Genomic DNA, 13,186 nt, shown 5'->3' on the forward strand with positions numbered 1-13,186 from the left:
AATGAAATTAAAATCACTTACAATTGCAATTGCGTTAGCTGCAACTAGCGCGTCTACATTCGCTGCCGACAAAGAAGAAGGCTTCTACATTGGCGCATTTGGCGACTACTATGATGCATCATGGGAAAACATGCGTGCTCAAGCTGGCCTTGACGTAAACGAGTCAACTGGCTGGGGTGTTGAAGCAGGTTACCGTTTCAGTGATTACTGGAGTGCACGTCTTGAGTATGCAGACATGGACTTTAACGCATTTGATAAAGCTGCTGGCAACCGTAATAACATTGACGGCGAGCGTTACGGTATTGATGCACTTTACCACCTTGACGGCGGTCCTTTCTACGGTCTATTTGGTATTAAAGAAATGGACGTAGTAGATGACAACACATTCTTAAATGCAGGTGTTGGTTACCAACACTTCATTACTGATGGCTTATTTGTAAATGCTGAAACAGCTGTATACCAAGGTTTAGACCGTGGTTACACAGATGTAGGTGCTAAAATTGGTATTAACTACTTATTTGGCCAAAACTCTATGCCAGCAGAACCAGTACAACCAGCACCTACAGTTGTAGAAGTGCCTGTACAACCTCAAGATAGCGACAACGACAACATCTTAGATGCTGATGATCAATGTCCAAATACTCCAATGGAAGATGCTGTAGACGGTACAGGTTGTACTTTATACGAAGACCGTGAAGTAACAACTAGCTTACTCGTTACTTTCCCGCATGATTCAGCAGAAGTTGGTTCCCAGTACTTTACTGATATCGCTTCAGTATCTGAGTTCTTAAAAGAGCACACAGATACAACTGTACTACTTGAAGGTCATGCTTCAGCGGTAGGTAATGCTAACTACAACAAGATGCTTTCTAAAAAGCGTGCTGATGATGTAGCACAAGAGCTAATTAAAGACGGTATTGATGAAGAGCGTATTACAACAGTTGGTCTTGGTGAAGAGCGTCTTAAAAACACAGCTAACACTAAAGCAGCTCACGCAGAAAACCGTCGTGTAGAAGCGCATGTAAAATCTATTGAGCGTGTAAAAGTTAAGCGTTAATAGTTAATTACTAAATTTAAAAAGCCCAGCCTAGTGCTTAATGCCAGTCAGTTAACAACTGACTGGCGTTTTTTATTGGAATACTTACTGGGCTTTGGTTTCACACACCTTGGATACGCTCTCTCTCGTTTTATCGGTAAAATATGATGTTCAACTTGTGCTTGTAGTTGCTCAATAGATTTTGGGATACGTCCCGCATTCTCTATAAACATCGTGTGAATTAAGTTAATAATACTGATTGCGCACGTCGTAAAACTCAGGTGCTTGGCATAAAGTCCCGGCTTTTTCTGCGCCATTTTTACCATCTGATACCTGAGTAAGTTATAGCTAAGCATTATGCCCCATAGCTCTTGCGCTATCATATCTGGCTTTTTACTGCGTAACGTGAAGTGACTATTTAATAAGGTTTGTTTCATTTCTCGATAGCCAAGTTCTATTTCCCATCGGTCGCTGTATAAGTCAACGATTTCAGCCTTGGGAAAACGCATTGGGTCGCTCAATGACGTCAGAATATTTACTTCTTTCCCTTTAATTGTTTTCGTTACCAGCCTTACTTCAATGTCCATAGGTAAGTCTGCAAACTTTTTTCTCGCTTGCGCTGTTGTTTTTAGTTTGATGAGTTTGTCTTGACGTCCTAAAGAGCGAACGACTTCGTACTGGGTTCCTTTTCTCATGGGTTGGAGCCAATGGCGGTTTTTTCCTGCATGATGCCAGCGATTTAGTAAGCCCAAAGAATAAAAGCCTCTGTCAAATAACGTGAGTGAATTATCGGGTGTTACTTCGATTAAGTCTTCTGCAAGTACCATTTCGCTTGAGCGGCAGCTATCAAAGGCACTCCCCAATAATAAATGGCTAGTCAGCTCCATTAGGCATACCATACGAACTTGAGGAAAGGCCGTATCACCGTGCTGGTTTTTCCAAGCAGAAAATTCTTGATGATTTTCCTGGGTATCAGGTGTGCGCCAAATAACGCCATCAACGCCTAAGAGAGATAACCCGCACCATGTGGGATGGTTAGCATCCTTATTCCACATTTTTTGACTTTGTTCAAAGACTTCTTTCACTGCACCAGCGCCAAGGCGTTGTCTTGCTTGTACGACAGCACTAGGCGCAACAAGCTCTTTTTTACCGGGTAATGCTAAACCCAATTTACTGACAATGCTCCAGAGTGGGTCTTCACGATAAAGTGACATACAAATTACAGTCCAAACAGCCATTTCAACAGGCAGCCTTCTTCGTCTTATAGTCGCGACACCGGCTGTTTCAGCACATTGTTTGATAAAATCAGAGCATAAAAAATCACTCAGTTGACCTAAGCCTTCTGAGTTAGGGGCATAGCCATTGGCAAGAGAAAGTGCGGTAGTGAGTTGCAAAAGAAAAGACTCCTGAATAAATTCAGGAGTCTTTATATACTAGCCAGAAGATCGGTCAATGGATCATTAAATATTTCTTAACTGATCGGCATTAAGCCTAGTGCTGGGTTTTTTTATGCCTGAAATAAACCAATTTAATTTGCAAGACGGGCTTAAACAAGAATGATTATTACTTAACAAGCATTCATGAGAATAGATTTTACGCCAACCACTATTCATAACATTTATAGTCGGTATAATCAGTTGCTTAACTGGATGGATTTTCATCTATAAATAAAAGCTTTATAATCACGCGTTAGAATACTATAAGTATTGGGTAACTTTTTTGCGCATGAGGCGCTACCGAATACTTTCACGTCACCAAGAGGGCAATATTGTGCTACAAGAATATCGTAAACACGTAGAAGAACGTGCCGCGTTAGGTATCGTACCAGCGCCATTAGATGCTCAGCAAACGGCTGATCTTATTGAACTAATTAAAACTCCACCGGCAGGTGAAGAAGAGTTCATCCTAGATTTATTAATCAACCGCGTACCACCAGGTGTTGATGATGCAGCTTACATTAAAGCAGGCTTTTTAGCGGCAGTTGCTAAAAGCGAAGCACAATCTCCATTATTATCTAAAGAAAAAGCAGCAGAATTATTAGGTACAATGTTAGGTGGCTACAATATCGCCCCAATGATTGAGCTACTTGATGACGAAGCGCTTGCACCTATCGCAGTTAAAGGTCTTTCTAACACGCTATTAATGTTTGATGCATTTTATGACGTAGAAGAAAAATCAAAAGCGGGTAATGAGCACGCTAAAAAAATTATTCAGTCTTGGGCAGACGCAGAATGGTTTACTAACAAACCAGCTGTTGCTGAAAAAATTTCAGTAACTGTATTTAAAGTAACTGGCGAAACAAACACCGATGACTTATCTCCTGCACCAGATGCATGGTCACGTCCTGATATCCCACTTCATGCTTTAGCAATGCTAAAAAATGAGCGTGACGGTATTGTTCCTGACAAAGCGGGTGAAGTAGGTCCAATCACTAAACTTGAAGAGTTAAAAACTCAAGGTTTACCACTTGCTTACGTAGGTGATGTTGTTGGTACAGGTTCTTCTCGTAAATCTGCAACTAACTCTGTGCTTTGGTTTATGGGCGACGATATCCCATTTGTACCAAATAAGCGCGTTGGTGGTGTATGTTTAGGTAACAAAATTGCGCCTATCTTCTTCAACACAATGGAAGATTCGGGTGCATTACCAATCGAATTAAATGTTGATGAGTTCAACATGGGTGATCAAATTGATATTTACCCATACGAAGGTGTTGTTAAGCGTCACGGTACTGATGACGTTATCTCTACTTTTGAACTTAAGTCAGACGTAATTTTAGATGAAGTACGTGCCGGTGGCCGTATTCCTCTAATCATTGGTCGTGGTTTAACAGACAAAGCACGTACATCTTTAGGCTTAGGCGCTACTGACGTATTTAAAGTACCAGCAGTAACTGAAGTTTCTGATAAAGGCTTTACACTAGCGCAAAAAATGGTTGGTAAAGCATGTAACGTAGCCGGTATTCGCCCAGGCCAATACTGTGAGCCTAAAATGACCACTGTAGGTTCGCAAGATACTACAGGTCCTATGACTCGTGATGAGCTTAAAGATTTAGCATGTTTAGGTTTCTCTGCAGATTTAACAATGCAGTCTTTCTGTCATACCTCTGCTTACCCTAAACCAATTGATGTAAACACTCACCATACGCTTCCTGATTTCATCATGAACCGTGGCGGTGTTTCACTTCGCCCAGGCGACGGTGTAATTCACTCATGGTTAAACCGTATGTTATTACCAGATACTGTAGGTACTGGTGGTGACTCACATACTCGTTTCCCATTAGGTATTTCGTTCCCAGCGGGTTCAGGTGCAGTAGCATTCGCAGCAGCAACAGGTGTTATGCCTCTCGATATGCCTGAGTCTATTTTGGTTCGCTTTAAAGGTGAAATGCAACCAGGTATCACTTTACGTGACCTAGTACACGCAATCCCTTACTACGGTATTAAGCAAGGCTTATTAACAGTAGAGAAAAAAGGCAAAATCAACGAGTTCTCTGGTCGCGTACTAGAAATTGAAGGTGTTGAGCACTTAACTGTTGAGCAAGCATTTGAATTATCAGATGCATCAGCAGAGCGTTCAGCAGCAGGTTGTACTGTTAAGCTTTCTAAAGAGTCAATCAGCGAATACCTTGAGTCTAACATTGTTATGCTTAAGTGGATGATCTCTGAAGGTTACGGCGATGTACGTACTATCGAGCGTCGTATTACTGCAATGCAAGAATGGTTAGCTAACCCAGAACTTATGGAAGCTGACGCTGACGCAGAATATAAACACGTTGTAGAAATTGACCTAGCAGAGATTAAAGAGCCAATCCTTTGTGCTCCAAATGACCCTGATGATGCACGTTTACTTTCTGATGTTACTGGCGAGAAAATTGATGAAGTATTCATCGGTTCTTGTATGACAAACATTGGTCACTTCCGTGCTGCTGGTAAATTACTCGATGGCTTTACAGGTCGTATCCCAACACAGCTTTGGGTTGCTCCACCAACTAAGATGGATAAAGACCAACTAACTGACGAAGGTTACTACGGTATCTTTGGTCGCATTGGTGCACGTATCGAAACGCCAGGTTGTTCGCTATGTATGGGTAACCAAGCGCGTGTTGCTGATAAAGCAACCGTTGTTTCTACCTCTACACGTAACTTCCCTAACCGTTTAGGTAATGGCGCAAACGTATTCTTAGCATCAGCAGAGCTTGCAGCAATTGCTGCTATTTTAGGTAAATTACCTACGCCAGCTGAGTACCAAGAATACGCTAACAAGATCAATGCAACGGCTGCAGATACATACCGTTACTTGAACTTCCACCGTATGCCTCAGTACACTAAAAAAGCAGACAACGTAATTATTCAGCAAGCTGTATAATTTAAATCTGTTTAAAAAAACCCGCTAAAGCGGGTTTTTTATTGGCTAAAATAAATTTTAATACTTTCAGCAGCTAAGCTTGAAAAATCGATAATTGGCATAATAATCAGTAAATAAAGTTGAAAATTAACAAAAAATGAACAATTATATGTGGCAATAACATTTGTAAATGGTTGAGGGAGCAATCAACAAGTATTTTCTTGCTCCGCATTAAATAACTATCGGAGCACATAATGGAAAATAAAAGTAACTACCGATTAAAACTAATAGCGAGTACTGTGAGTGCGTGTTTTTTAGTATCTGGCTGTAGTTTTGATAAAGATGAGGATAGCGACGAAACTGTAAACTTAGCCCCCTCTGTAGCAATTTCTGGCCAAGGCGAAATACAAGAAAAAACCAGCTTTTCACTTACTGCCAGCGCTTCAGACTCAGACGGGCAAATAGCCAATTATTATTGGCAGCATGACTCCACTTTAAACCTCAGCGCACAAAACCCAAACTCAAATGAAATCACTTATCTCTCACCCGACATTACAGAAGATGTAACCGTTAATTTTACAGTAACAGTAGAAGATGATGATGGAGCAACAACAAGCGCTACTCAGCAAGTATTAATTAAACGTAACTCAACGGCAGTTACGCTTAATGGCTTAATTACCGACAACACAATTAGTTTTGCAAGTGTAGAAATAACCATAGGTGATAAAACTTATTCAGCTACAGCAGATGAAAATGGTGTTTATACAATAGTATTAGATGTTGATGAAGCCTTAGAGCAAACCCTAGTAAAAGTTAAAGCTAAAGGGCGGGATGATTTAAATCCTGGGGTTGAATTTATCTCTCAGCTTAGCTCTGTTAAAAAGTTAGCTACGCAAGCAGGTGATGATGGCATTTTAGACAGTGATGAAAATTTTGGTGTTAACACAACTAATGTGACAACAGCAGAGTACGCACTTATTGTTAGAGATGGTGATGAACCGACAAGTGAAGATGAGCTAGATAATGCACTTTTAAATGTGGATGCTGATGAAAAAGTACAACTTGCAAGCCTGATTAAAATTATTGTAGATAACCCTGATTACGAGCTGCCGGAGGGCGTAGAGAGTACCCTCGATTTAGTAACTAATGAAGAAGCAGCAGAGCAGTTTGAAGAGGATGTTAATGAGCAAGACCCTGACCTAATAGAGCAAACAAAAACCGAAATTAAAGAAGATGAAGATTTAGTAACAGGCTCAAAAGAGTCATTGGTTGGTGAATATATAATTAACTCTCCGCGCTATTATGCAAATCCAGCCAGTCACTTAACTTTAAACGAGAACGGTACTGGTCAATATCATGCAGTTACAGGTAGTTCAGTAACTTGGCAAGAAGTGAGTGGAAAAATAGAAGTAGCCCTGCAGTCCCCTGTACTTATTAATGAATACTTTCAAATTAAAGATGATATAGAAACTATCCATGAGGAGTACCTAAATTCATTTTCGTTACAAGTACTCGGCGAAAACGAAGTTTTTAAAACAATAGATATTAAAAGTGATATTACAGTTTACGAAAACAGCGTTGAGGCACAAAACAAGCAAGAAATACAAACCACCAACCTTATTCTTAAAAGTAAAACCTTAAGTTTGACCGCAGAAGATGTCGTGGGTGAATGGGAAATGGAGCGAACAGAAAGCCGTAACTATGTTAGCCACCTAGAGACGATTGCCTTTTACGAAGATGGTACAGGCGTTGTTTTAAGTGATAATTCAGCACCGTTTGAGTGGGAGCTGACTAATAATAAATTAACAGTAACCTATGATGAAGACGGTAGCATTGGAACAACAAATTTTTGGTTTACTAAAAATTTAAAAGCAGGCTATCAATTAGTTTCATTAGATACTACATCAGCCGACCCAGCTGATAGCCAGTATGGCTTAATGATAAAAAGAGAAACGGTGTCTTTATCCAATGATGACTTAATTGGGCGCTGGCAGGGATTTGTTGGTACGGCACAACTTTATGACATGAACGTGTTTGCCGATGGCACCATAATGTTAGGACTTGGCACAACGTCTTACCAAGGGATTCTTGAGGATGGAAAACTAACTAGACGCCGCTATGAATATAATGGCTACACCGTTAGCAGTTGTGAAGGGTTTGATGAAACCTGTTACTTAAGCGCAGAAGTGACCCATGACATCATTGCAGTAGAGAACAGCCATTACTACTTACTAAGAGAGTTTAAATGGTTTTCTCCGCAAGGGGATATGTATGATATCCAAAAAGGTTTACTCATTTATCAGTACAGTAAAGAGCTAAGCTATTCAGAGTTTACCCCTTATTTACTACAAAGCAGTTTTAACCTTTATAAAAGTGCTGATGAGCAAGTAATAGAAGATCGAATTCGGGTTAATTACGATGACGGCTCATTTACGATAACAATCGATGGTATCGAGTATGAAGCGCAGTTAAATGAAGGTGTAATTGAATACCAAAAAGGTGGACAAACATGGCTATTTGAAATTATTAGTGGTGATGGTGAAACATACACTATTTGTAATTACCAACAAGGTAGTAGCTGTACACAGAGCGATAAAACAGTTTATCAATCTAAAAACCCACGAGTGACTTTAACAGCTCAATCTAATGAATTTGGTCAACTACAGCCAGCAGTGCAAGAGGTGCCTTTTGCTCAGCTGGTTGGTTTTAATATAGCGCCTAATGAAGGCTATGAAGTTGATTCAATAGAAGGTTGCGAAGGTTATATTGAGGGGGAATATTATATTGCCTTTAGTGGACACAGTGACTGCGAAATTAATGCGACCTTTGTAGAAAAACCAGAAACAATATCAGGGCAATTTTTAATTAATAATCCTGATTATTTTACCTCTACCTCTTTCAAATTAGAGCTTAATGAAAATGATGAGGGCAGCTTTACTGGCAGTAACCAAGTAGCAATATCTTGGAGCAAATATTTTGATGAAATTAGAGTTTATTTTTCTGATGAGTATGTATTAAATGAAAGTGTTGCGTATGAAGTTGAAAATGGCACTCAAGTAGAAGTTAGACGTAAAGATGTAATGACCAGTATTGTACTAAAGGAACGTTTCGATTTAGGTAACGGCTGGTACGAAATGACGCAGAGTATAAGTAAGTTTCGTAACGAGGAACTAGTTGAAGAGTGGCACAGTGATAGCCATGTTAAGTTATTTGATTCAGTAGTGCCTCAAATTGATTTAACCTCAAGCGATTTGGTTGGTAGTTGGTCGTTAGATATCCCATCTGAGAGTACAGTTAAGGAATTGCTGCTAAATGATGATGGGACTGGTAGCGTAGTCGATACAATAGATGAAGCGCAATCAGAAAGCTTTACTTGGCAGCAAACCGCAGTGGGGCTTAAAATTACCACTTCTGATAGTGTTGAAGATATCTATATTACTAAGGATATAGACCTCGGCTATCAAGTAATAATGCAAGGCCAGTATGACGATGAAAAGCAAATAAATGTTGCCGTAATGGTAAGGCTAGAAGAGCAAGAAATTACCCCGAGTAACTTTGCTGGGCGTCACTTATTTAAAGAAGGCCATAACTTAGAGACCATTTGGGATGAGCTGCAAATATACGAAGATGGCCAAGTGTTCTTCACCTATTTTACAAGTTCCATTCAAGGTGAGTTTAAAGATGGAAGCTTTAGTCGAAGCAGAAAATATGATCAACTTACAGGCACATACGGCTCCGATTGTGATTTGACTTTAGAAACGTGCTTAATTGATTATACGATGGATTATAGGCTTATTAATCAAAATGATAATTTCCAAGTTGTGGAGCGTGTATCTAGATCATTTGATACTAATTCAGGGGAAGAAAACCTTTCTTACGCATCACTTTACTTTGAAAACTATATTGAAAATACAAGCGCTGATAAGTTTTATGAGCATGAAATTCCTTTTGAAATTTACGAACGCAGTGGTGAGAGCTTCGTAAAGTGGGGTATTTACTATATAGATGGGTACGAGCTTTGGAAAAACGATATTAAAGCTGGATCACTTGAATTAGTTGAAGGTAAGTTTACCTACGAGCAAGACGGCCAAAACAAGGTGATTGAATTTATTTCAAATGATCGCGATGAGATAGTGCTTTGTGAGTATTTGCAAGGTACAACATGTCAAAATCAAGAAGAGATCACTTTCACGATTTTTGAGCCAAGGTATGATGTTACTATTTATTCAGATGGTAATGGTGTAGTAAATAACGGCGTTGAAAACTACACAAGCTTTCATGGTGATACGTTAACATTTAATATTTCTGCAAATGCAGGCTATAAATTAGAGTCTATAAGCGGGTGTGATGGCGTTTTAGAAGGCAATTTATACACGGTTCATTATTTAGCGCAAAGCTGCGATATTAATATCGCATTTGAACTAATAGAGTAAAAGCGTTATATCGTTTTAGGCTAAAATTAGAGCGATAATTGAATTTAATAAATTGGCTACGCAGTGTGGCCAATTTTTTTGAATTAAATTTTCAATAAAGTATGAATTTAGATCTTAAAATTTAACTTTTAATCTTTTATACCTCAATTTATGCTCAGAAAATCCTCTACGCATGCATTAAAATCCCTTTTAATATTCTCATTATTTTAGGCGAGATTTTATGACTGCATTAAACAACCAGAATTTACTGCAACTACGTTTTGTTAACCAAGCAAATATTGATTTGGTTAAGCCTTCTTTTGATAACCTACCTGCAAATCCTTATGCAGATGGCGAATTTCGCAAACGTCGTTACTCAGTAATTAAATTTCAAAATGGTGAGCTAAAACTACGAGCTGCCAAAGCATTTGTTCAAGACGATTCTATTAACACTTTTCAGGGTAACGTAGAGCGTACTTACGAGAACTTAGAGCAAAGCTTACTTGAGTCTCAAGGTATGCAAAGCATTGTAAGTGAGTTTTGTGCTATTACCGGCATTGATGAAGAGCGTGATATTGAAATACACCAATTTAGAATGCTAGCTATTGATAGCGACACGCCAGCGGCGCCAGAAGGTGTGCATCAAGATGGTTTTGATCATGTATGTGTATGTGGTGTTTCGCACGAAAACCTAGAAGGTGGCGAGCTACTTGTGTACGAAAACCAACAAGCTGAGCCATGTTTTAAAATGGAAATTAAAGACGGAATGTTTGCGTTAATAAACGACCGTCAAGTGTGGCACAACGCCACACCAATGAATAAAGTAGATGCCAGCAAACCAGGTTACCTGGATTGCTTTGTACTTACGTCTTAAGGAATGAGCATGAACATAGCGCAATTACGTGAGCAGTTTCCGGCATTAATGCAAAGCGTTGATGGTAAATCACCGATATTTTTAGACGGCCCAGGTGGATCTCAAGTGCCGCAGTCAGTGCTTAATGCAATGTCTGCTTATTTAGGGCACTACAACTCAAACCTAGGTGGCGCGTTTTTTTCAAGTGATAAAACGGTAGAGCTACTAGCAAATGCTCGCCAAGCAGCAGCAGATTTACTTAATGCGCCAAGTGCACACAATATTGTGTTTGGCCCAAACATGACAAGCCTTACCTTTAGTTTTAGCCGTGCTATTTCACGCGATTGGCAGGCAAGTGATGAAATCATTGTAACTAACGCTGATCACTTCTCAAACGTATCATCTTGGCAGCAAGCCGCAGAAGATAAAGGCGTTAAAGTTAATACGGCTTTAATTAACGAAGCTGATTGCAGCTTAGATATGGCTCAATTTGAAAGCTTGCTTAACAGCAATACTAAATTAGTAGCTGTTACTTATGCTTCAAATACCACAGGCTCTATAAACGATATAAAACGTATTATAGAACTTGCTCACGCTGTAGGCGCTTTAGTTTATGTTGATGCCGTACATTACGCGCCGCATGAGCTAGTTGATGTGCAAGCGCTTGATTGCGACTTTTTAGCTTGCTCGGCGTATAAGTTTTTTGGCCCACACTTAGGTATGGTTTACGGTAAAAAGCAGCACCTTGAAGGGTTTACTCCTTACAAAGTTGAACCCGCTAAAGATGTAGCGCCGGGACGTTGGGAAACCGGTACCCAAAGCTTTGAAGCAATGGCAGGTTTTGTTACTGCTGTTGATTACATTGCTGCAATAAGCGAACTGGATGACAGCCACACTCGCCGAGAAAAACTAACTGCTGCTTTTGCTAAAACAAAACAGCATGAAATGGCATTGAGTGAATACTTTTTAACGCGTTTGGTTAATTATCCACGCATTAAGTTATTTGGTATCGATGACCTTGAGCGCTTAAACGAGCGTACGCCTACGTTTGCTTTAACGTTTGAAGGTTTAGAGCCACGTGAAGTGTCTGAATTTTTAGGCAAACAACACATATGCGTGTGGGATGGTAATTTCTACGCGCAAGGTTTATGTAAGCAATTAAACGTGCTTGATAAAGGCGGTGTTGTGCGTATTGGCTGTATGCATTACAACACAACGGCTGAGCTTGATAAATTATTTGATTTGTTTGATGAGTTACTAGGTTAAAGCCTTACCCATTCAGCATTTTAAAAGCCATAAGTAAAAACTTATGGCTTTTTTATTGGTAGAGTACTTAGGATCTAGCCCTTAGGTGTACCGTATATTTTTTCAGCTCGGTTAAATAGCACCCACGAGGTTAAAATATACTTATCGTTAGAAATGGGTTTATTACCTCTGTGGGTATGCGTAAAGTAGCCAGGGGCTATCACCATGGTGCCTTTTTTAGGGGCTATTTTACGGTTTTGATAATAAAACTCTGTTTCGCCGCCTTCTTCCACGTCGTTTAAATAAAACATAAATAACAAAATACGGTGCAATGCTTCATTGTGTTGTAACTGCGGATACACCTCGCTATGCCAATAAGGGTAACCGCCTTTATTTATTTCGTACTTTTGTGCTTGAATATTTCCTAGTCTAAATATTTGCTGCACTAAAACAGGAAGCTGAGGCTTGCCTACTTCGTCAAAGTTATCATGTGTTAAATCTACAACTTCGCCCGTTTTTGGGTGATATACCTTTAGGCCGAAAGCACCAATCAGCATAAAAAAGTGTTCTTCAACATACTTAAAAACATGCTGTGCAGTGGTTTGTTGAATATGCTTTAATTGTTGTTCGTATTCGGGGTAATTGTTTAGTTGCAGGTCGTGGCTGTCTTTCTTTTTTAAGTCCACACCGCCAGAGGTTACTCCTTGTTTTACATGCGGGCTTTTAGAAAAAGTGGTAATAAAATTATCGCAAAAATCATCGCTTAACGCGTTATCAATAACGTGAATAAAGTCCGTCATGGTTTACCTTTTATATAGTTATTATTTGGATTTTTATGTTTATTGAAAAAGTGATGCCGCGCTTTAGCGAAACAGATGCACTCGGACACATTAACAATACCGCACTCCCTGTATGGTTTGAAGCAGCACGTGTCCCAATTTTTAAATTTTTTACTCCCGATCTAAACCCGCACAACTGGAAGTTGATCATTGCTAAAATAGAGGCCTCCTTTGTAGGGGAGCTTTTTTATGCACATGAAGTAACAATAAAAACGGTAGTAGAGCATATAGGCAATAGCTCCTTTACCATTAAGCAAGAGGCATGGCAGCAAGGCAAGTGCTGTGTTATTGGTAAAACAGTGTTAGTGCGCTACAACTTTGCTAACAAAGCAAAGCAAGCTTTAAGCGAGGCAGAAATCACAGCACTGAGTGAGCATATGGCTTAAGTAAAAATCTGAAATCGCACTTAAATTAAAGTAAATATCGCCTTTGTAAATCACAAGAGACAGCTGTA

Annotated in this window: 8 protein-coding genes; 6 read left to right on the forward strand and 2 right to left on the reverse strand. The window is 39.5% G+C overall.

Features of this window, described 5'->3' with window-relative positions:
- Position 1: 1 nt before the first annotated feature.
- Positions 2-1,057 carry an OmpA family protein gene (locus PESP_RS01070; protein WP_089346384.1) on the forward strand — a complete coding sequence of 352 codons (1,056 nt, stop codon included), beginning with the start codon at positions 2-4 and terminating at the stop codon, positions 1,055-1,057.
- 47 nt (positions 1,058-1,104) lie between these two features.
- On the opposite strand, the gene PESP_RS01075 is transcribed toward PESP_RS01070, so the two are convergent.
- Positions 1,105-2,430 carry an IS4 family transposase gene (locus PESP_RS01075; protein ID WP_089346385.1) on the reverse strand — a complete coding sequence of 442 codons (1,326 nt, stop codon included), beginning with the start codon at positions 2,428-2,430 and terminating at the stop codon, positions 1,105-1,107.
- A 376-nt stretch (positions 2,431-2,806) separates the two neighbouring features.
- Between PESP_RS01075 and acnB the strand changes: the two genes are divergently transcribed.
- From acnB to PESP_RS01095, 4 genes are all read left to right on the forward strand, one after another.
- On the forward strand, positions 2,807-5,404 hold the full coding sequence (gene acnB / locus PESP_RS01080) for a bifunctional aconitate hydratase 2/2-methylisocitrate dehydratase (protein ID WP_089346386.1): 2,598 nt from the start codon (positions 2,807-2,809) through the stop codon (positions 5,402-5,404).
- Positions 5,405-5,637: 233 nt separating this feature from the next.
- Positions 5,638-9,816 carry a PKD domain-containing protein gene (locus PESP_RS01085; RefSeq protein WP_089346387.1) on the forward strand — a complete coding sequence of 1,393 codons (4,179 nt, stop codon included), beginning with the start codon at positions 5,638-5,640 and terminating at the stop codon, positions 9,814-9,816.
- A 220-nt stretch (positions 9,817-10,036) separates the two neighbouring features.
- Complete coding sequence (locus tag PESP_RS01090) at positions 10,037-10,669, forward strand: 2OG-Fe dioxygenase family protein (RefSeq protein WP_089346388.1); 633 nt, start codon at positions 10,037-10,039, stop codon at positions 10,667-10,669.
- Between the two features lie 9 nt (positions 10,670-10,678).
- Positions 10,679-11,914, forward strand: a complete 1,236-nt coding sequence (locus tag PESP_RS01095; protein ID WP_089346389.1) for a cysteine desulfurase-like protein — start codon at positions 10,679-10,681, stop codon at positions 11,912-11,914.
- A 74-nt stretch (positions 11,915-11,988) separates the two neighbouring features.
- Here PESP_RS01095 and PESP_RS01100 read toward each other — a convergent pair whose 3' ends face one another.
- On the reverse strand, positions 11,989-12,693 hold the full coding sequence (locus PESP_RS01100; protein ID WP_089346390.1) for a 2OG-Fe(II) oxygenase: 705 nt from the start codon (positions 12,691-12,693) through the stop codon (positions 11,989-11,991).
- Positions 12,694-12,728: 35 nt separating this feature from the next.
- Here PESP_RS01100 and PESP_RS01105 point away from each other — a divergent pair, with 35 nt between their 5' ends.
- The gene (locus PESP_RS01105) at positions 12,729-13,118 is read left to right on the forward strand and encodes an acyl-CoA thioesterase (RefSeq protein WP_089346391.1); all 390 of its coding nucleotides are present in this window, start codon (positions 12,729-12,731) and stop codon (positions 13,116-13,118) included.
- Positions 13,119-13,186 lie beyond the last annotated feature (68 nt).

The sequence above is a fragment of the Pseudoalteromonas espejiana DSM 9414 genome, from assembly GCF_002221525.1.
Classification (GTDB): Bacteria; Pseudomonadota; Gammaproteobacteria; order Enterobacterales; family Alteromonadaceae; genus Pseudoalteromonas; species Pseudoalteromonas espejiana.